Source organism: Bacillus salipaludis (assembly GCF_004358205.1).
This window is the reverse complement of the sequence record NZ_SMYO01000012.1, coordinates 11791-34328: the sequence shown is the minus strand read 5'-3', so window position 1 is coordinate 34328 and position 22538 is coordinate 11791. Positions and strand designations below refer to the sequence as shown.

At 39.2% G+C, this 22538-nt stretch carries 15 protein-coding genes and 1 pseudogene; 4 read left to right on the top strand and 12 right to left on the bottom strand.

Features of this window, described 5'->3' with window-relative positions; genetic code table 11:
- The first annotated feature begins 71 nt into the window (after positions 1-71).
- Positions 72-602, top strand: a complete 531-nt coding sequence (locus E2K98_RS22355) for a ribonuclease H-like YkuK family protein (protein ID WP_133338112.1) — start codon at positions 72-74, stop codon at positions 600-602.
- 144 nt (positions 603-746) lie between these two features.
- Here E2K98_RS22355 and E2K98_RS22350 read toward each other — a convergent pair whose 3' ends face one another.
- The 4 genes from E2K98_RS22350 to E2K98_RS22335 all read right to left on the bottom strand — a co-directional run bounded on the left by E2K98_RS22350 (position 747) and on the right by E2K98_RS22335 (position 5472).
- Entirely contained in the window at positions 747-2207 is a 1461-nt protein-coding gene (locus tag E2K98_RS22350; RefSeq protein ID WP_133338110.1) for a PAS domain-containing sensor histidine kinase, read from the bottom strand.
- Between the two features lie 170 nt (positions 2208-2377).
- Positions 2378-2881, bottom strand: a complete 504-nt coding sequence (locus tag E2K98_RS22345; RefSeq protein WP_133338108.1) for a hypothetical protein — start codon at positions 2879-2881, stop codon at positions 2378-2380.
- Positions 2882-3188: 307 nt separating this feature from the next.
- Entirely contained in the window at positions 3189-4709 is a 1521-nt protein-coding gene (locus E2K98_RS22340) for an acetyl-CoA hydrolase/transferase family protein (RefSeq protein WP_133338106.1), read from the bottom strand.
- Between the two features lie 118 nt (positions 4710-4827).
- Complete coding sequence (locus E2K98_RS22335; protein ID WP_133338104.1) at positions 4828-5472, bottom strand: LytTR family DNA-binding domain-containing protein; 645 nt, start codon at positions 5470-5472, stop codon at positions 4828-4830.
- Between the two features lie 702 nt (positions 5473-6174).
- Here E2K98_RS22335 and E2K98_RS22330 point away from each other — a divergent pair.
- Entirely contained in the window at positions 6175-7392 is a 1218-nt protein-coding gene (locus tag E2K98_RS22330) for an MFS transporter (protein WP_133338102.1), read from the top strand.
- Positions 7393-7474: 82 nt separating this feature from the next.
- On the opposite strand, the pseudogene E2K98_RS32365 reads toward E2K98_RS22330, so the two are convergent.
- The 8 genes and pseudogenes from E2K98_RS32365 to E2K98_RS22300 form a co-directional block, all read right to left on the bottom strand.
- Positions 7475-7567: pseudogene (locus tag E2K98_RS32365) on the bottom strand (peptide ABC transporter ATP-binding protein); the annotation flags it as partial.
- A gap of 35 nt (positions 7568-7602) precedes the next feature.
- Positions 7603-10773 carry an ATP-binding cassette domain-containing protein gene (locus tag E2K98_RS22325; RefSeq protein WP_133338100.1) on the bottom strand — a complete coding sequence of 1057 codons (3171 nt, stop codon included), beginning with the start codon at positions 10771-10773 and terminating at the stop codon, positions 7603-7605.
- Positions 10774-10928: 155 nt separating this feature from the next.
- Complete coding sequence (locus E2K98_RS31145; protein ID WP_155925532.1) at positions 10929-11066, bottom strand: hypothetical protein; 138 nt, start codon at positions 11064-11066, stop codon at positions 10929-10931.
- Between the two features lie 297 nt (positions 11067-11363).
- The gene (locus tag E2K98_RS22320; RefSeq protein ID WP_133338098.1) at positions 11364-12338 is read right to left on the bottom strand and encodes a 5-oxoprolinase subunit C family protein; all 975 of its coding nucleotides are present in this window, start codon (positions 12336-12338) and stop codon (positions 11364-11366) included.
- Positions 12339-13220 (bottom strand): 5-oxoprolinase subunit B family protein, encoded by an 882-nt coding sequence (locus E2K98_RS22315; RefSeq protein WP_133338096.1) that lies wholly within the window; start codon positions 13218-13220, stop codon positions 12339-12341.
- Complete coding sequence (locus tag E2K98_RS22310) at positions 13204-15300, bottom strand: sigma 54-interacting transcriptional regulator (RefSeq protein ID WP_133338094.1); 2097 nt, start codon at positions 15298-15300, stop codon at positions 13204-13206. The genes E2K98_RS22315 and E2K98_RS22310 overlap by 17 nt, the downstream gene beginning before the upstream one ends.
- Positions 15301-15544: 244 nt before the next feature.
- Positions 15545-17530: a hydantoinase B/oxoprolinase family protein gene (locus E2K98_RS22305; RefSeq protein ID WP_133338092.1), complete on the bottom strand. Its 1986-nt coding sequence runs from the start codon at positions 17528-17530 to the stop codon at positions 15545-15547.
- Position 17531: 1 nt separating this feature from the next.
- Positions 17532-19577, bottom strand: coding sequence for a hydantoinase/oxoprolinase family protein (locus E2K98_RS22300; protein WP_133338090.1), 2046 nt, complete (start codon positions 19575-19577; stop codon positions 17532-17534).
- Between the two features lie 596 nt (positions 19578-20173).
- On the opposite strand from E2K98_RS22300, the gene E2K98_RS22295 reads away from it, so the two are divergent.
- Both E2K98_RS22295 and E2K98_RS22290 read left to right on the top strand, forming a co-directional pair.
- Positions 20174-20497 carry a DUF3870 domain-containing protein gene (locus E2K98_RS22295; RefSeq protein WP_208025408.1) on the top strand — a complete coding sequence of 108 codons (324 nt, stop codon included), beginning with the start codon at positions 20174-20176 and terminating at the stop codon, positions 20495-20497.
- A gap of 483 nt (positions 20498-20980) precedes the next feature.
- Positions 20981-22534, top strand: a complete 1554-nt coding sequence (locus E2K98_RS22290; protein ID WP_133338088.1) for an ABC-F family ATP-binding cassette domain-containing protein — start codon at positions 20981-20983, stop codon at positions 22532-22534.
- The last annotated feature ends 4 nt before the right edge of the window (positions 22535-22538 follow it).

Genomic DNA, 22538 nt, shown 5'->3' with positions numbered 1-22538 from the left:
AAAAACTTTTTCCATAAGATAGAAATAAAAGCGGTTTATTCTGCTGAAAAAGGAAGATGTGGTGCTTCCAGATGAGTAAAAATCAAGATTATTTATTTCAAAACCTTCAAGAACAAAATATGACATTTGAGCATGTATTTAGCCAAATTGTTTCTTTCATGAAATCTGACCCTTTGGGAAACTACAGATTAATGGTCGGAACAGACTCACAGGTTCATCGATCGTATACTGTTTTTATCACGGGTATTGTCATTCAAAATGAAGGGAACGGGGTATGGGCTTGTATTCGGAAATACGTTGTTCCACGAAAAATGCTTCACCTGCATGAACGGATTTCCCTTGAATTATCCCTGACAGAGGAAATCGTCTCCATGTTTACAGAGGGGCGAAAAAATGAGCTCATCAATATTATTCTTCCGCACCTTTATCAGGGGGCAACCTTTGTTATGGAAGGACATATTGATATTGGGGCAGGAAAACGGAATAAAACCAGCGCATTTGTAAAAGAAATGGTAACCAGAATGGAGTCAATGGGGGTCGAGCCAAAAATCAAACCGGATGCTTTTGTCGCTTCAAGCTATGCAAACCGCTACACAAAATAAAAGCCTGACACCCAGCACGCTAACCAAGCGCCCTGAGAGTCAGGCAAACAGGCTAAAAACAACATTGTCCACCCCACATGGACAAAACGACCGATTTGTCCACGGACGGTGCCTGTCACTTTTTTTATGCTGTCACTTTTAAATTTATAAACAGTCCAATTCTACGGTGACGGTTGTGCCGACACCGATTTGGCTTTGTATTTTCATTGTTCCACAATGTTCTTGGATGATTTTATTGCTAACGGTTAATCCGAGCCCAATTCCTTTATCTTTTGTGGTGTAAAAGGGGGTTCCTAGGTAATTCAAGCGTTCCTGTTCAATCCCCACACCTTCGTCCGTAAAGCTAATCACGACCCGATTGTGGTCCACTTTTTCTACATTAATATGTACAGTCCCGCCTTTTGGCATGGCTTCTATTGCATTTTTCAAAAAGTTAACAAATACTTGTTTAAGCTGATGCATACTGCAATTAATCTCAACATGATCAGTTGGATAATTTATTTTGATTTCTACTCCATGCAAGAGTGCCTGTGGATGCAGGACATTAATGGTGCTGTCCAAGATCAAAGTTAACTGTTCCCGTTCAAAATGGATTGCTTGTGGTTTTGCTAAAGACATAAACTCATTCACAATCATATCAATCCGGTCCAATTCGTTCGTAATAATTGATAAGTATTGGTCATTCTTTTCCTTATTTGTCGTACTTTTTAAAAGTTTGGAGAACCCCTTTAAAGATGTTAACGGATTTCGGATTTCATGGGCAACACCTGCCGCTAATTGTCCAATGATGGAGAGCCTATCCAAATTCCGAAACGCAGCATCATTGTTCACTCTCTCGGTTATATCCCTTCCTACCGTGACATATGATTCAACTTCTTTTTTTTCATTAAAAATTGGACTAATATTGGATTCAGAATGAAAAATTTCGTTCGTACTTGTCTTCATTTTCACTTGAAAAACTTGAGATTCCCCTGTTTCCTCTATTTTTTGAAACATCTTTTTGAAATCTTCCATTTCCTCAGGAAAAACCAAATCAAATATACTTTTGCCTACTAATTGCTCGGGGGTGTATCCAATTCTTTGTTCATGAGATGGGGAAGCATAGAGAATATCATAATCCTTTGAATAAACTTTTATCATATCGGTTGTATTTTCCGTAATTAATTTATACAATTCACGTGTTCGTTTTAACTCTTTTTCCATTAAAACCGTATGGGTGATATCACGATAAGTCGCAATAATGGCGATCATATCACCATTCGAATTTCGAAAAGGTGAATAGGTAACCGATATGTCAAGGGCTGTGCCATCTTTATGAAACCGTTGAATAATCATATTGGTAAACGATTTGCCTTGTTTGACCTCTTTAATAATTTCCTTCACTATATCGGAATGTGGAATTTCATCAAACCTCTTTCCAATAACATCTTCCTCTGTAAAACCGAAAATCTGTGTATACACAGGGTTTATGCGAATGAATCGATTTTCCATATCGACGATCGCAAATCCGTCTGCTGTACAATTGAGAAACAGATCAATTAATTCATCAGGATTATATAAGACCGATTCATTTCCATTACCAAAAATCGGGATACTAATCGACATAGAAATCTCTCCCACCGCTACAAATATTCTCTCCATCCATTTTACTGAATTTTACGGCAAATAAAAGAACTTTTTTGAATATAGCGACAAAACCGAATAAGGTGACAGGCACCGCTCGTGGACAAAGCGGTTGATTTGTCCACACCACGTGGACACGGGTATGATCTCCTTTAATTAAGGAGGACAAAAATATGGATTAGAAAGGCTGCCAAGAGGATCATAGCTGAGGTAAGGTGGAATTTACGCCGAAATCCGGAGGACTTCTTATAACGCAAATAGCCGGCAAATAATGTAACCGAAAGCATTAGGATTGCAAGATAACCGCTTACAAACTTTACATGAGTATAACCTACCAGCGGCCCCACCTTACTTAAATTAATCAACGCATGGGCCAAAATAAGAATGGTGGCGGAGACTCCTATTTTTATATGCCACTTCATTAAAGCTCTTGAAAACTTCGCCAGGCGAATCTTCACATTTCGTTGCGAAGTATTCCGAATCACAAGAAAAATGAAATACATATTCACATTCACGATGAAAAAAATCACAGCAATCTGTGCCAATAATTGAGCTAAAACCACACTGGAACTATCATGAGGGCTTATTATCCAAATATATACTGTCAAAATAACGACTAATGCAGTATTAACAATCAGCCAAAGCCGGTGATACAAAATAATCCCCTTCTTCCATAGTGGATTTGCATGTTGCCTACAAAAAAATTGGGGGCTGACACCAAGATACATTACAACAATAACAACTTGAGACTCAGTCCCCAATATTATATGGCTTCTTTTACTACTTTTTCCATTTCCTTTACAACTTTAAAACCACCATTTCTTAACTATTATGGCCTTCACATTTAGTCAAAAAAACACCTGGATACAGATATCCAGGTGCTACAATTTAATTAAGTTCAAATCTTCCGCACTAGGGTCCCCATCCCAGTTGGACAACAGTTGACATCCCTTATCAACATAATTAAACCGTTTCGGCAACCTTCTGCTGCTGCAGCATTGTCCCGTTCGCTGCAAAGTTGGTGTGCCATGAAAGTGCTTTTTCTAATACGTGAGGGGTCTGACCTCCCCGAACAAGAGCCTCACGATAATATTCTCGAAGCTGCTCGCGATACATCGGATGTGCACAGCGCTCGATGATCAGTTCCACCCGCTGCCGTGGAGCCAATCCGCGCAAATCTGCATATCCTTGTTCCGTCACAATCACATCAACATCATGCTCTGTATGATCAACGTGTGAAACAAACGGAACAATACTTGAAATTTTCCCGCCTTTGGCAATCGATTTTGTAACGAAAATAGCTAAGCGGGCATTCCGGGCAAAATCACCGGATCCGCCGATACCGTTCATCATTTTCGTTCCTAACACATGGGTAGAATTAACATTCCCGTAAATATCTAATTCTAATGCAGTGTTAATCGAAATCAAGCCAAGACGGCGGATGATTTCCGGATGATTGGAAATCTCCTGCGGCCGCATAATCAACTGATCCCGATACCGATCAAAGTTTGCAGAGACCTCTTTCATTTTTGCATCCGAAAGCGTAATCGAACAGCAGGATGCAAACTGAACCTTTCCTGCGTCCATTAAATCAAATACGGCGTCCTGTAATACCTCTGAATAAACCTCTAAATCATGAAACTCTGAATCGACCATTCCATGAAGAACCGCATTAGCAATCGAACCAATTCCAGATTGCAGCGGGGCAAGACGTTCCGTCAGCCTGCCGGCAGCAATCTCTTTACGCAAAAATTCCATTAAATGCTGGGCCATGACAACCGTTTCCTCATCAGGTGGAACAATCGTAGACGGAGAGTCCAGCTGATTGGTAAATACAATCCCCTTAACCTTTTCAAGATCCACCGGAATTCCAATTGTCCCAATCCGGTCATCCACTTTCGTTAAAGGAATCGGGTCCCGTTCTCCCTGTTTTCCAAGCTCATATAAATCATGCAGGCCTTCTAGGTTCACCCGATGAGCCAAATTGATTTCAATAATAATGGACTTGGCATTTGCCGCGAACGATAAGGAGTTCCCAATCGAAGTCGTTGGAACCACCATTCCATCTTCCGTTATTGAGAACGCTTCCAAAATTGCCACATCAATCGGGTCCATTACATTTGCACGAACCAATTCAGCGGTGTGTGATAAATGCTGATCGACAAACAAAATCTCACCATTGTTAATTTTGCTCCTCATGGTAGGATCCGCTTGAAACGGAAGACGTTTTCCTAAAATCCCCGCTTCGGCAAAAAGCTTATCCACATCGGAACCTAAAGAAGCCCCGGTATACACATTCACCTTAAAGGATTCCTTTTCCGCCCGTTTCACTAACGCAAAAGGAACCGCTTTCACATCGCCGGCACGTGTAAATCCACTTAACCCTAATGTCATCCCATCTTGAATCCATGATGCTGCTTCCTCAGGTGTTACCACCCGATCCCAGAGCTTTGAATCACGAATCCGCTCAAGCCGTTTATCCATATCCCATCCAACCCCCTTACCTAAGATTTTACAGATAAGGTTGATCATTTGGGGATTTTAAGGATTAGTTACGAAAAATTCAGATAAAACAGCAATTCCAATGGATAAAACAGAATTTTTAAAATCCAAGCAAGCGGCGAAAATAACTGGAATAGGATTGACTTACAGGAACTTGATCACCATTATCCATCGAAAGAACAAAAGTAGAATGGGTATCAGGATAAATCGCTTTAATATGATTCACATTCACAATAAACGAGCGATGACAGCGGATAAAATAATCCTTTGGCAGCAGAAATTCAAATTCCTGAAGGGAGTATTTATGCGTCCCGCTATGCTCCTTGCCAAAAACATACGTCTTTTTATCCTTGGCTTCAAAGTAAATCACCTGTGAAAAAGGAATCGGAATCCAGCCATCCTCTGTTTTAATCGTTACAACTAATTTCCCGCTCGTTAACGTTGGAAATATAGCTGTTACGCAACCTTCTAGCTTTCCAGCATGAAAAAAGGGCACAGCCATCCCATGATAAGGAATGCCAAAAACATCACGATCAATAAATTCGGAAATTTTTTGCTTCATGTGAAGCGCTTTAAACGCAATTGTCCCTTCTTTTATCGAATCACCAGGTCTAATCTTTAAATCCACCCTCTTACTTGGCCGATAATAGATATATTCCTTTGTATTGGATACCGCAATGGAAATTTCATCAGAAAACAATTCACTGATTACATCTAGAAGAGAAACGACAGTAATGCTTTCCATAATCCGGCCCCTCCTCCTACAAAATTTCACAACGCCCGTTCTACCTCCTAAGGTTGGCACATTGTGACATGCACTTAAAATTCTACTATAATAGTATACCATTTATACATCCGACCCTATCCGCTCAATCCTAGTCCCCCCTAGAAGACCACTTGGTTCCTAAGTTCTAAAAAAACAGACACCGATATACAAGCGGTGTCTGCTTCCATATTTTATTTAATGGCTATGTTAAACTTAGTTGTTGATTTCCGCTCCAGGCACAAGCGGTTCGGGAAGCCTCCTCGTCGCTTCGTTCCTGCAGGGTCTCCCCTATCCCACTTCAAATGTGTCGAAGGTTGTAGAACTTTGTATTCATATTAGTTTGATTTTATCATCACCCGTGACAAAATTTTATTGTAAGTTTTTTCAAATTACCATATTTAAATTTTCATTGAACGAAGTTTATAAGCATGCTAGTATATATAGTAATATAATAATTCCTTTAAAAATCAGTCCAGAGAGGCTGAAAAGGGCGCGTAATAATGAAATAGGCTTAGTCTATCCATGCCCTTTTGTCCTCTGTGATGAAAGGGCATTTTTAGTATTACGCAGTACTCTTTTTAACGTAGTCCTGTGAGGCTTGAAAAGAGAATGGAAGATTCATTTACTGAATTAAGTATCCATTCCCTTCAAACATTTGTAAAAAACTGGAGGGTATCAAAAATGAACTATCAGAAAAAAACAGTTGTTGCGTCTGTAACGGGCTTAACACTAGAAGGCATGGACATTATGTTTATCTCCTTCGCCATGTCGATGATTATTGCCAATTTTCACATTGATTTAGCTACAGGAGGACTTATTTCTTCGATTACGAATCTAGGAATGCTTGCAGGCGGAGTGATTTTTGGAATTCTTGCAGATAAGTTTGGCCGGGTTCGGACGTTTACGTATAGTATTCTCTTCTTTGCCATCGGTACAGCTTTAACCGGAATGGCAACTAATATAGAACAAGTTTACATTTTCAGATTTATCGCCGGGCTCGGTGCAGGTGGGGAATACGGAATTGGGATGACGCTAGTAGCAGAGGCATGGCCAAAGGAAAAACAAGGCAGGGCCTCATCTTATGTAAGTATTGGTGCTCAATTTGGGGTTATTATCGCAGCCGTACTAAGTGCGATCATCCTTCCTGCATTCGGCTGGAGAGCATTGTTTTTTGTCGGAATTATTCCGGTTATATTTGCCATTATGGTACGTAAAAACTTAAAGGAATCACCGGAATGGCTGGCAGCTCAAAAACGCCAAAAGGCAGATAAAAGACTCGAAAAAAGCAAACTTCCTCAATTATTTGCTACACCGAGAACATCCATGACCACCATTTCATTAGCGATTATGGCAACAGTACAAATTGCCGGCTATAACGGCTTGATGATTTGGCTGCCATCTATGCTGCAAAAATCACAAGGATTGTCCGTTTCAAGTTCGGCTTTATGGACGATCAGCACGGCAGTTGGGATGTTGATTGGAATGCTGACCTTTGGTCAATTCATCGACCGCCTTGGAATGAAACGTTCTTACGGGATTTTCTTACTTGCTTCGGCCTCTGCGGTGTTTTTATACTCGCAAGCAGCAGGTAGTGCAGCTGTACTCATTGGCGGGGCAATCGTTGGGTTCTTTTCAAACGGAATGTTTGCCGGCTATGGCGCACTTATTAGCAGTTACTATCCAGTTCAAATCCGCAGTACCGCCACAAACGCCATTTTTAACTTTGGACGTGCACTTGGAGGACTGTCGCCAATCCTGGTTGGCTACATTTTGCAAAACTATGATATGACTGTCGCGATGACTTATTTGGCGGTTCTTTACTGTGTATCCTTTATTGTGATGCTTGCTCTTAAAAGAAATCATCGGGCGGAAGCTGTAGAATTGAAGCGGGCTGGTTAAGCAATCGAGGTATAGATAAAAAGGGAAGTCTGCCCAAACTTCCCTTTTTAATTTATAGCACCTTGCTCACGAGAGCCTTTTTTCACTCATGCTGTGGGTTACCGAATAACTGAATCGGTTCATTTTCCTCTACAATATACCCTCCATCCATAAAAAATGAGCTTTCTATCACATCATGGCATCTAGCTTTGTTTTAAAATATGGCTTGTTTTAATTATTTTCCTCAAGGCATTGATAGACCGCCATCATATCTCGTTTATTCAATTCACGAATACGATTGAAAATTGGAATATCTCGGGCAGCTTCAAGATTTGAGCTTCCAGCAACTACATCTCTTACTTTTCCAGTTAACCAAGTTTGTACATCTATACCATCGACGATTTCCTTACGACCCTCATCATTAATGCCACTTGCATAACAACTAACACATGGAACCGATAATTTAAACACGCCATCATGAAGATTATCTTCTGAAATTACTTTCTTCCCTTTGCAGAACGGGCATGGCTGACTTGCTTTAATCTTATTAATTTGGGTAACAATTTTTTTGTAACCAAACGCTTCATAGACATAGGTTAGTTTTTTGTATTTACCATTGGTGAAATACTTATCAATAATGGTTTCTCTCGTTTCGGTAATATTGGCAAAATCACAGACGGTGATCCGATTTTTGCTGCTTATTTCTTCGATACTGCCTTTAATACTGTCCCAAAATGGTAATACATTTTGTAACACTATTTCATACCCAACAAAGCTTGCTCGTTCCAGTTCGAACATTTTCAAGCGTACTTGAGTTTCCCTTGGAAGTAAGGAGACATCTTCCGTAAGTGGCATATCTCCGCCGACAATCGCTTTTAGTTTTTCCAATTCCGGTAACTTCCCTATTGTTTTTATGACCTGATCAATAGGCTGATCAATCATCACTCGAATATCAGTATCACTATAGATTAGCTTTTTATGGTGATTCAGCACTGTTCCTTGGCAGACTGGGCAGTTAATCATCTCTCTGGATGCTTTCATTTGCTCTTTAATGATTGATTTCGAAATAACCATATACATCCCAATGATTTTATTAAAGCCCTCCCATGTCCGCCGTGTCTTTCCTTCTTTATCATAGAATGTCTTTTCCCAATAACCGTATAGAAAGGTATGCTTCTCTGCTTCCGTCATTTCATTATAACTTTTACTAATATCTTGACCGAGCTCATTCTTAATCTCTTCAAAGAGGAATTGTAATTTTGGATATTTATAATGTTTTAATACCTTCATCACGTCTGGATGTAGGAGGCCATCCCAGAATGGAACGGTTTTGTCCTGAATAACAACATCTATATCAAATTTTTCAATCATCCTGCGGCCAGAACAATATGGACAATGATTTTCTTGATGATAAAAATCGAAACTTCTTGTATCTTTATTGGTTGGATGCGCCGCAACAATATGGTTGATGATGCCGCCAATTTCATAAAGAAAACTATATTGACTATACAAATGTCTTTCAAGATCAATGGCGATGACGGGTGCTATAGTGTCAGATTCATATTCACCATAAATCAGACGGGCCATGGATGATAAGCTTTTTAAGATACCGCCCTTATAGACGTTTTCGGCATTTTTAAAATAGGCAATATGATTTTCTTGTAAGTAGTAAATACCATTTTGAGGCTTAAGTGTTGAGGAAATGTGCAATGGCGCCACATTTTCTGCACTGTTATTTTGACGAAAAAAATCATCATGACCAACAACATCAAGATGCTCGACAGGTGCAAGCTGTCTTTTACCAAAATCAATAATAAAATCAGAGCTTTCCAGCATATAGGCGTTATGTTCAATCATCACGATAGAAACCGATTCATCTTGTAGAATGACCCGTACACTATCAATAAATTGGTTTAAAATATTTTGTGACAAACCCTTTGAAGGCTCGTCAAAAATAAACAGCGTATGCGGGTTTCTTGAGTTCGAAAACAGCTCAGAAACTAAATGGACACATTGAAATTCACCTGTCGATAAAGACTGTGTTTTTCTTTCCAACGTCAAATAACCAAGCCCAAGTTTGATCAATAAACTCAAGCGCTTGTGAGTAATGTCTTCATTTGGAAGTTCATCAATAATATCTTCAATTGAACGCTGAAAAATATCCTCAATATCTTCACTGTATTTAGTTAGTCTCCTTTTGATATCAAGAAACGTCGCAACGGTTGACCGGCTGGTAATTGATTGGTTTCGGTCCTGCCCTACCATGACCAGTTTATCTTTTGGGTATCGCTTTAGAAAATCCTTGGCAATACACTCATTGACGAGAGTGGATTTACCACTTCCAGACTCACCCGTAAAGGTGACCAGTCTATTTTTAGGAATCTGAATTTCTCTGATTTGAATATTACGACAATAAAGATCTTGAAATTGATAGAATTCAGGTGGCATGGACGGATTTCGTTCCCAATTGATAGGTTTTGGACGTGGCGATTCTTCCACGATTTTCCCACCATATTTCCCACTGCCAGGTCCAAAGAATAATTGCTCTTCCGTTGCATCGAGTACCGTGTCAGAATGATCAATCAGCCAAATTTGATTCCTATAGCCTAATTGTGTAATCTGTTCTAATATCTTCAATAGTGTTTCATGATCCATTCCAACGGAGATTTCATCAATAATAATTACCGTATTGCTACTTGCTGCCATGAATTCCGCCAAGTAAAGCCTTGTTAATTCCCCTCCTGACAATGTGCCCATGATCCGATTTAATGTTAAGTACCCAATATTCATATTGATAATATTTTTAAGAATAAGTTGTTTCGCCTCACTAATATGTAAAACCTCTGCAAGTGAAAGGATGGATTCAATGCTTAATTCATTGATATCTGAAATACTATGTGGTTTTTCAAATAATTCGAGTTGTTTCTGCTCAACTTCTAGATTATAGCGCCGGCCTTTACACTTTGGACATTCGACATTTTTGGTAGTTCCCCGTCCTTTACAAGCCGGACACCAGCCTAATTCATTATTAAAGGAAAAAACTTCTGGGGAAAGATGATATATTTCAGCAAGCCTAACGCGAATCTCTGTAAAGACGCCGGTATGGGTGCCAATTGTTGAACGCGGATTGGAGGAAATCGATGATCTTCCAAGAAAAAGTACTAAAGGCATCTCTTCCATTTTGATGGCACTGAAATTTGTTTCCATAATATTTGGAAATAAATACTGGTATTCAGCCTTTGGTAATAAGGAAACGAGACGCTTCTTGGATTCTTCACCAATGGTTTGACAAAATGTGGTTTTACCAGATCCAGACAAACCAGCGATTCCTAACGATTGATCTTCCGGCAAGACCGCATCTAAACGGTTAATATTGTTGGCAATTAATTGATTTATTTTCATTGGATATCCTCTCCATTTCTCTAAATCTAGTATTGCCATGTTAGCACAACTTCAAATGAATTTGTTGTGTGTTTTGTATTAATATTTGTACTAATAAAAGAAAACGGCCCAGTCCTAAACCGAGCCCTTTTCTTTTTCCCTATTCATTTCACTTGTTACTCCTCAGAATCATCCCCGTACGCCTCAATCGTTTTATCCCGGCAATCCAGACATTCGCTGCGATTCCTTTCACAGGGGGCTAATTCTTGATGGCAACTGATACACTTGTCTACTAAATCTCTGATCATGTTCATATACAATTCCACCTCTCCAGGTTTTTCTAGTGATTCTTTGACTCATATAGCAAAAAAAGCCAGCTGTATTAATCGGAATAATTCCGGATAATACAACTGGCTTTGATCTACTTTATGTATCCGATCTCTCGGAGTTCAGAAGATTCATCAGTTTGTTTACTTATTGAGTTCAAAGAATATATTCACTGCTCTTGAAAGAGGTAATCCTTCTGGGAGTGAATTTTGGTAATTTTATACTATAATATTATAAACACGCTGTCAATAGTAATTACTAATATAAGTAAAATCTCTCTACATTCATTTGAGTATTTCTTCAAGAAGGCCGATTTTCTTATTTCTCTCTCTTCTTACTTGCACCGCTTGGTTTACTGTAACTGCAGTAAACCGGATCTTGGCAGCTGGTCTAAGCTGTGCGATTAAATCAAGATCGGGGCTAATCACCGTTCCTATCGTCATAAAGCCTCCTCCTGTCGTCGCATCTTTTAGAAACAAAATTATTTCTTCACTATTAGGTAGTACAATGCCTCCTAATGGATAAGTCGTATCCACAACATTTGAAAACCCGCTGCCAGCGCCAAACGGAGTTTCGTCATTTTTTATATTTATTGAAGGCCCTTGGCATCGATAGGCTATCCTACTTGATTCAGTGGAGACGGTCCATTCATTATTAAGCAAGGTCCGAACTCCCTCATCGGTTAGCAGGTAACTAGCAAACCCTAAGACTACTCTTACTTGGATTTCTTGCTCGTTGATCGGAATAAACTCAGAAGGAATGGCTTTTCCTACATTTTTAAAAACACCCGGCAGAGGTTCACCAATGTCAATTTCATCTCCAGCTTTTAAATTCCTCCCCTTGAATCCTCCTAAACCGGTCGTTTGATAGGTGGATTTACTTCCCATCACTTCGGGGACTTGAATTCCCCCTGATACACATAAATAGCTGAAAACACCTAATTGGTTAAATTTAAATGACATAACGTCACCTGGTTTAACCTCCACCGCCTGCCACATCGGAATCAGTCGTTCATTGAGATAGGAGGAAACTGGAGCGCCAGTAATGACAATCATCGTTTTTTTGTAAAATTCCAGTTTCGGCCCCAGCAATGTTATTTCAAGCGCTGCATAGTTAACTGGATTGCCCAAAAGTATATTCCCTATCTGATAAGAATATTGATCAGCAGCTCCTGAAGGCGGCATCCCCAGATGATAATAACCATCCCTTCCTAAATCTTGAACAGTGGTTGATAAGCCGGGTTCAATTACTTTAAGCATTTAAAAATCCTCCATCAGTTCACGAATATACATTTTTCCTTTTGTAAGGTACTCCTCAGGGGAAAACACTACTTCTTTGATATGATAAGTGAATGTTCCGCTTTCTACTTCGGAGCGAATTTTCCTATATTCAATTTCATCAATAGGACGGTATTTCCAAATATCCCCTGGACGAGCAAGCACGACATTCTGCAAGTCTTCTAAACGAAACCCAGTATCAAAGACAGGAACGGCTGACATGCCAATCAATTGGTAACTACCTGGGGAATCAACTGGATAGACTGCGGTAAATGCCCCGCCGATACCTACCGCACGATTTGGAGTCTCTGTACGGGGACTGGAGTATTTTGGAACTTGGATGATTTCTTCCTTGGACAAACCTAATGGGAAGCACCAGGCTATTCCCGGAATATAACCCGTCATAGTAATAAAATAGGGTATGGATGAATGGGCCTCTATAAAGGCATTCCTTTCCTTAAAACCATTAACTCTCATGGCAAACTCAAAGTCTGTCAAGTCCGGATGCTGATGTCTATTTTTATATTTAAAGGAGTATTCTCGAGTAAGGGGATCATCGTACCAGGTTGGAATTTCAACGATCTTCGTCAAAAGATTCATTTCAGATAGATGGCTTTTGTTCATGTCTATATCCATCAGATAATCATGCAAATCAGTTGAAGTTATCATCTCGGGATCATATCGAACGAGATAGGAAGTGTTCGCAGGACAGATATCAATAATCCCCGGTATGTTTCTCCTTCGCAATTCATCAGTGATTGCCAGAGCTTTAAAATTATTCTCAAGACTCATCTCTCTGGAAATTTCCGCATAAATATATTCGTCCCCTAGAAAATCAAATTTGGTTTCAGGTAACGTAAACATCGAGGTTACTCCTTTCTCCTTCGTTAAACAGCTTATTGATCCTTCGGCTAATGGTCGCCGGACTTATTCCGAGTACTTGAGCGGCTTTAGCTGCTGTACCATATTTATCCATCGCACTTCTAATTAACTGCGCCTCTACTTCTTCGACTGCTTCTTTTAAGGGAACAATGGAATGAATAATAGCTTTAAACTTTGTTTCTTTTGACTCTCCATAAAGAACTGCCATCACATCTTCTCCGGTAATAGAGTTTTCTCTCGTGGTTACGACTAATCGCTCAATCACATTTTGTAATTCTCTTACATTACCCGGCCAATCATAACATTCAAGAACATCCAATGCCTTTCTCGTTAAGGCCTTTTCCCATTTGTAAGTAGCATTAAACTGTTCTAGGAAATTCACAGATAAACAGCTGATATCATGATTTCTTTCTCTTAGTGGTGGAATCGTTACCGGGATTACATTCAAACGATAGTAAAGATCTTCTCTAAATTTGTTTTCTTCGATCAATTTCTTTATGTCCCTATTCGTTGCCGCGATTACCCTTACATCCACTTTCTTACTTTTAACGCCACCAATTCGCATAACTTCTCTTTCTTGTAACACTCTAAGAAGTTTAACCTGCAAGTTCAAGGGGAGTTCAGTAATTTCATCTAAGAAAATGGTACCCTGATTGGCCAATTCAAACATTCCGGGTTTACCATTTTTATCCGCCCCGGTGAAAGCCCCTTTTTCGTAGCCGAAAAATTCACTTTCGATCAGATTTTCAGGTATGGCTCCGCAATTTACTCTTATTAAAGGATACTCACTTCTCTGACTATAAGAATGAATTGTTTGAGCAAACACTTCTTTCCCTACCCCGGATTCTCCATAAAGCAAAACTGTAGAATCCACTGAGGCGATTTGTTTAATTTGCTCAACTAAATTTTCCATCACTTTAGAACGATAGATTAGTTTTTTTTCATGGTCCTTACGTTTGATCATTTCATCTAGTTCTTGTTTAATTAAATTGGATTTTTGTTTTTCTATCTCCAACTCTTCCCGAAGCTGGTTAATTTCCGTGATATCCCTTGAAATAATGACTACCTTTTCTAATTTATCTTCGTAAAAAATGGGTGTAGCAACGGACCAGATCTTTCTTCCTCTCGCGTTTTCATGAACAAAAATCCCTTTGCCTTTTTTCCGAGTCTCTTCCAGTATATTTTGTTTAAAAAAACCTCTCTGTTGAAGTTCATTTACCTTTTTCCCAATCAATTGATTGGAAGATTGCAACATCCAAAAATCTTTGAGAAAGGTACCTGCTGCACGGATAATTTCTCCTTTAGAATCAATGACAAGAATTTCTTCGTCCGCGGAAGAGTAAATGGCTTTTAAATCTTCATTTAAACTTCTGACCCACTCTAGTTCGTTTATCGCTTCTTCTAATTGTTCGCGGAGATGAAAAATATGAATGATTCCTTCAATCTTTCCGTCATTAAAAAGTGGAGAGAAGTTTCCGATTATCTGCTTAAAATTAATGGAGTTGTTTACATTTACGAACTGTTTTCCATTCAAGACATCTTCTAGCTTATCTATCGCAAGTAATGTTTTATAATTCCTGTTCATTAAGAAACGACTAGATAATCCCAGTATATTTTCCGCCATCTCATTAACAGAGGTGATACCTAATTTATGATCCGTTGTAATGACTCCAATCCGGGCACTATTAAAGATTTGGCTTTTTTGTTGCAATTTAAGTTGTGTTAATTTGTTCCTTGCATCCTCTAACGAACAATATCCCACCACTTTGCCATGCTCATCTATCCCGAGAACAACCGATACATTATGAAAGAACTCAACCGAATTTTGAAATGGTACTAATAACACATCCGTTTGATATTCAACCCTTTTTTGAAGGTCTCCATTTTCAACTATTTGTTTAATTAATTCCTGATGATTGAAGTATCCAACTATCGTCCCATTATCCTTTACAAAAACCACTTCATCTCCTTCGTTACAAATCAACTCCATAGCTTCATGTAAAGAAGACTGATGGTTGATGGTTGTTGAAATCGGTTTCAAAAGATCTTTCCAAAGGATCATCTTTTCACCTCCAGAACTTTATTAAAGAAATAATTCCGTAACAATTTGAACGTATTTTATTCTATTTTACTATTAAATTTCATATTTGAAAATGAATGTTGTTAGACTTTATAAAATCTTTTAATTATTATAATAAATTTCAAAATTGAAATATATATTATATTCAGTGGACAGCGCGTGTAAATTATTAAAACTAAAACCCTTGGTCCTGTAGCAGGATCAAGGGTTTTCTGATACAACCTAATTATTCTTCCCAGTATTGCAACGTTCTTTTATACAACATTTCCCGATACTGCTTCGTAGATTTAGGAAGGATTTCACCTGTGTGATCATCAAGCACCACACCATAACGCCGGATTAAATCAAGCCGATCAATTTCACCCGCATTGTATAATCTTTGCACTTCCGAAATATCCATTGTCAACCAAGCTTTCCGATTGAACCTTATATATCCCCTTTCGCGTGCAGTAGCTTTTTCATCGATCTCATAAAGATCAATTTCTTTATCCATTTCTGAAATAATTACACCATAATCTTTTTTAGCTCGTTCGATAGAAACATAGCCATCAATAATATCTTCCAAGACCTGTTTTGGCTCTCTTTCTAACGGATCCCCTAATCCACCGCCACCAGCAGAAGGGCGAACAAATTCATCACCTTGCCCGACTTTCACATTCGAGAAAATGGTCCCTAAAAACTGCTCACTTTCTTTTCCAGGGTTCAACCAAACCCCTTGCGGATAAGACGGCAGCCCTCCAAAGATTCCCCATGTGATGGATCTTGAACGGTCACAACAATATGACATGACGGTCCGATCGATTTGGGAGAGAATCCCCCCCTTTTCAACCCCACAACCACCACGATACTTACCAGGTCCGCCGGAATCCGTAATGATGCTATGGTGTGTAGTAACGACAGGAGAAAGCCGCTCTTGTCCTTCGCATGGCTGTATGCTTAAACCAACTCCAAATACTGGAGAAAGAGCATTCGCCCCATCTTTTTCATTTCTTCCCCCATGTCCACCTGCCATCCAATCATACCACATAAAATAATTATCATAGTTTTCTCGCTTATCCCATCCGCCAATTAATAAATATTCTAGATTGAAGGAACAGGCTAATGCCCTTTCAGGCATAACATGTGACCAAAGCTCAAAAATGGCATTCATAATTTTCTCATATGCTCCCGAGCAAAAACCGGAAACCGCAGCTGGCCATGGGGCATTTACCACTGAATTCTCAGGGAGATGCACATCTAGAACTCGATAAAACCCTGAATTGAGAGGAATCTCAGGGAAGAACGTTTTGGTTCCTGCCACAACAGCTGAAAAGGAAGCACCGAACCCGGCATTCAGGAAGCACCCAATGTAGTGATGGGATCCACTCAAATCGTAAAGAATCTTGTCATCCTTAATTTCCATTTTTACCTTGATTGGAATCAAGCCGTCACCTAATTGAGGATCCATGTCGATAAAATCGGCCGTTTCCCAAGTACCATTAGGAAGTTCAGCGACTTTTGACTTGGCTAACCTTTCCACATAATCCTGTACTTCTTCAAACGCTGTAAGAACCGTTTCTTTACCATACTTTCCAATCAACTGTAACAATTGCCTTTCTCCAACTCTAGTAGCTTCCGCTTGGGCACGCAAGTCACCCAACCGTTCCTCCGGAAGGCGCATGTTGGCCACTAAAAGATTGGCCACATCTGCCAAATAGACACCCTTTCTCCAGATTCTGATCGGAGGAATTCGAGTACCCTCACCATAATGTTCTTGAGCTTGAACATCAAAGGAACCAGGGACAGATCCGCCTACATCTGCCCAGTGACCAGTGGACTGCATAAGTGCAATGAGTTCTCCCTCATGGAAAACAGGACGGATGATTCCGACATCGCAAAAATGTGTTCCACCGCGATAGGGGTCATTAATCAGAAAGACATCTCCAGGATGAATGTCATCACCAAAATCTTCAAGAATCGCTTTGGCTTTTAAATGTAAAGTTCCGACGTGTACCGAGATATCCTGTGTTCCCTGCATAACTGTGTTCCCTTTTGCATCGCATAGCGCTGAACTAAAGTCACGATTATAGATAACAAAAGAATAACAAGTTCTTAAAATCTGCTCAGAAATTTGGTCTACCAAGTTTACAAATGCATTCTTTAGAACCTCAAATGTTACCGGATCTAACTTACTCTTATATCCCTTTGTTGTCCCTTCATATATCTGGTTCATACTATGCCTCCTTCTTGACATGGGTCATAATGATATTTTTATATTCATCTACTTTTACAATGAATTCTGGCGGTATTACGGTAGTGGAATCCATCTGTTCTACAATTGCCGGGCCGGAAAATTCAGCTAAGGCAGGAATTTTATCACGGTTGTAGATTGGTGTTTTGACGTACCCGCCACCTTCCTCAAAATATACATCTCTATATTCTGCTAAAGCGTCATCTAATGTTCCAATGGGTTCGAACTTAGGAAGCGCAGGTTTTGGTGAAATACCGACAGCTGCCACTCGAATACCGTGAATTTCAACCACTTGTTCACGATCGGAAAAAGAAAATTCCCTTTGATGTTCTTGGTGGAATCGTTCCAACGCTTCCTCCAGGGAACGAATAGGACGACCTACAGGTACCTCTAAGGAACGCCATTGTCCCATATACCTCATTTCTAAATGGCGGATAAGGTTCATATTTTCCGGCTCTATCCCATCTGCTTCCAGCAGTTTCACCGCTTCTTCTTCCAACTTGGCAAATTCACTTTCTAATTCGTTACCCGTTACATCCGCTGCTACAGCTAGATACGTTTTAGAAAGATCATGACGTACATCTACCAATAAACATCCCATCGCCGAAGTGATCCCCGGGAATGGCGGAACAATGACGGTTGGGATTTCCATTTCCTTTGCTAAATGGGCTCCATGAAGTGCGCCTGCTCCCCCAAACACGACCAATGCAAAATCGCGGGGATCATAGCCGCGGCGAACAGAGATAAGACGTAGAGCATCACACATATTGGCATTGGCCACCTTAATGATAGAATTTGCTGCTTCCTCAGTAGTCAAACCAAAGTATTCTCCAATTTGTTCTTGGATTACTTCTCGGGAAGCTTCTTTATTTAAGGTCATTTTCCCGCTTAGCAGCTTGGTATTCAATCTGCCAAGCAATACGTTCGCATCTGTATTCGTTGGTTTATGGCCGCCCTTCATATAACAAGCAGGACCCGGCGCGGCTCCGGCGCTTTGAGGACCGTTTCGTAAAGCTCCCCCATCGTCAACCCAGGCCAAACTTCCCCCACCTGCTCCGATGGTTAATATTTCGATGCTTGGAAATCCGATTGGATAGCCATACTCAATATACCAATCCTTGGTAACCCTTAGGTCACCGTTATACATCAAGGAGATATCTGTGCTTGTCCCCCCCATATCTAAACCGATTGCATTATTGTACCCGCATAATTTTGCTATGTATGAACCTGCAATAGCACCTGCAGCAATCCCGGAACTCGCTAATCTCGCGGCATACTTAGAAACCGTTTCAGATGTCATGACTCCTCCACCGGAGTGAAGTAAAAGAACGTCACCTTTATATCCCTTATCTCTCATTTCTGTCGTAAGATTTTGAATATAATCATTCAAAAGCGGCCCGAGGACGGCATTTACGATGGTCGTGCTCATTCTTTCGTGTTCAAAAATCTCCGGTAGAGTCTCATTGGATGTACAGACATAAACTCCTGGAAGTTCCTTTTCCAGATTTTCTTTCATTTTCAGCTCATTCGCGCCATTGTTATAAGCATTGATAAAACATATCGCAACCGATTCCACTTCACGCCTTTTCAATATACGAGCCAGATCCTTAGCTTTTTCTTCATCTAATGGGGTGATAACCTTTCCTTCAAAATCTACTCTTTCTTCTACTTCAAAGCGATCACGTCTTTTAATATAAGGAGGAGCCACATCAATATAATTGTCCCATAGTTCCAATTTTGTTCCCCGGCGAATTTCCGGAACATCCCTAAAACCTTGGGTTGTAATTAGGGCAGTTTTAGGTAAATTTCTCGTTATCAACGCATTAAGCCCAACGGTTGTACCATGTGAAAAGAAATGAATATCTTCAGTTGAAACATTGGATTGGGTAATTCCTGTCAAGATCCCCTCAGCTGGATTATGCGGTGTTGAAGATACTTTCGTTACTGAAATTTCCCTTGTTTCTTCATTAAATATAAACACATCGGTAAAGGTTCCCCCTACATCTACGGCCAACTGGTATTTACTCATGTTTCACCCTCCATAATAGAATAATTTAGTTATAATGACTGCTTACTAAACTTGCATTATTGGGAATATTCTGAATTTATAAAGTTATCCTCTCCCACCACTTTTCTAGTTGTAAGCGAATTTAAGTTAATAAAAGTTCACTTGTCCAATAATAATGCAAATAACGTGCCAATATTGAAAATTGACCAATGCCTTGATAATAATAAAGTTGTTTTAAAAAAGGGGGTATTTATTTTTCAAAACTGAAATATGTAATTTCTATATTGAAACAAACCTATAAAGAAAGTTATTTTTCATTCACCAATAGGTTTTATACAGCGCTTTCATTCTGAAATCCCTAAAAAAACTATTTTGTTTTCACTAAAAATTTCAAAAATGAAATATTCATATCATTTTTTCTTATCCTGTTCCATAAATATCAAGGTTTTGGAGATATCATATGAACGGCATTATTCTTGCAACTATATTAAATGAGTAAATTGCTTTGTTTTTAGCAACGATTAGGCTGTATCTCAATCAAATTTAGGAAGGTTGATTATGGCTGGTCATAAAATAAATTAGTATTATACTAACAATCATTTAAGGAGATGTTTCCAATGGCTTCCATCCATACTTACTTTCTAGCCGGACATGCACGTTTACCACAAGGAATGGCTGCAAAAAGTGTTTTTGATACATTGACGATAACAGCGGAAATTGACAATAAATATGGGGTTATTATTGAGGCATCATGTACGTTAGCAACGGAACATGGTAGAAATTATGTAGATGAACTTCTAAAGGGATTAAGTCTGAAGGATGGTATTGATGAACCCATTCGTATTTTGCAAAATCACTATAGAGGCCGAGCGACAAATGCTCTAACAGCTGCACTCAAAGATTTGTTTTATCAATATGAACAATTAAACATTCATAAATAAACCTAAAAAATTCCCACTCTAATGGTTGGCATTTTTAGTAGTGTCCATTAAGACACTTTTAATCCAGAAGAATCTGCCGTCAGTAGCCATTTAAAAAGCTACCTTTCTTGTATTCGGCCATTGTATGGCGATAGTTTACCTTAATATCTAATTAGTCGATACTAAACAATCTAACCTTGTTTGTTGAATAGTCCAAAGGATATTGACAGAAAGATGTCTAACATTTTCCATTTTTCTACACTTATTCCCAAGTGGGAATAACTCATATCTTACCTTCAGGTTAGGTTGTATAATAGACTCTTACAGAATTGTTATACACCCAAGTAAATATAACTCAATAATCTCTTTTTATTAAGCTGGGACAGACTTCAATTTAGCTCAAAAATCAAATTACATTTTTCACAAAAAATAACTTCAAGATAGAAAAAACAGCCAAAATCTAGTAAGATATCCACATGTGACATTAGATAAGGGGTTAAAAAAATGAGCGTATTAAACGTACAAAATTTAAGTCACGGTTTCGGTGATCGTGCGATTTTCAATAATGTGTCTTTTCGACTTTTAAAAGGTGAGCACGTTGGACTAGTTGGGGCAAATGGTGAGGGTAAGTCTACCTTCATGAATATTGTTACTGGGAAGCTGCAACCCGACGAGGGGAAAGTTGAGTGGTCACGAAAAGTTCGTGTTGGTTATTTAGATCAGCATGCTGTGCTTCAAAAAGGCTCTACGATGCGTGACGCTTTGAGTACTGCTTTTCAATATCTTTTTGATACTGAATCAGAGATCAATGAACTTTATGCAAAAATGGGTGATGAAGGCGCTGATATCGATGCATTACTTGCAGAAGTTGGAGAGCTACAAGAAACTTTAGATAGTAATGATTTCTATCGAATTAATTCAAAAGTTGAGGAAGTTGCTCGTGGTCTAGGATTAGATGATGTTGGACTCGATCGAGATGTAGATGATCTTAGCGGTGGTCAACGTACGAAAGTTTTGCTAGCTAAGCTTTTGCTAGAAAAGCCCGAAATCCTATTACTAGACGAGCCTACGAACTATTTGGATGAACAGCATATCGAATGGTTGAAGCGCTATTTACAGGAATATGAGAATGCGTTTATCTTGATTTCACATGATATTCCATTTTTGAACAATGTTGTTAACTTGATCTATCATATGGAAAACCAAGAGTTGAATCGGTATGTTGGTGACTATGATAACTTCTTAAAAATATATGAAATGAAGAAGCAGCAGCTAGAGTCTGCTTACAAGCGTCAACAACAAGAAATTGCTGATTTGAAAGATTTCGTGGCCCGAAACAAGGCAAGTGTTGCGACTCGTAACATGGCGATGTCTCGTCAAAAGAAGCTTGACAAGATGGATATTATTGAATTAGGGAAAGAGAAGCCAAAACCAGAGTTTAACTTCAAAGAAGCTCGTGCAGCTAGTCGTTATATTTTTACGGCTGAAGATCTCGTTATTGGTTACAATGAACCACTTTCCCGCCCTCTGAATTTAAAAATGGAACGCGGACAAAAAATTGCATTCGTGGGTGCAAACGGTATTGGTAAGTCTACTCTTTTAAAAAGTATTCTTGGGTTGATTGATCCGCTGGAGGGTAAAGTGGAACGTGGTGAGTATCAATACATCGGTTACTTCGAGCAGGAAGTTAAACAGTCCAACTACAACACTTGTATTGAAGAGATTTGGAGCGAGTTCCCAAGTATGAATCAGGCTGAAGTCCGTGCTGCTCTTGCAAAATGTGGATTAACGACGAAACATATTGAAAGTAAAATCGAAGTCCTTTCTGGTGGCGAAAAAGCTAAAGTTCGATTGTGTAAAATATTAAACACAGAAACAAATTTATTAATTTTAGACGAACCTACCAATCACTTGGATGTGGACGCAAAAGAAGAATTGAAGCGTGCTTTAAAGGCATATCGCGGAAGTATTTTGATGGTATCCCACGAACCTGATTTCTATCGTGAAATTGCGACCGATATTTGGAATTGTGAGGATTGGACTACGAAAGTGTTTTAAATAA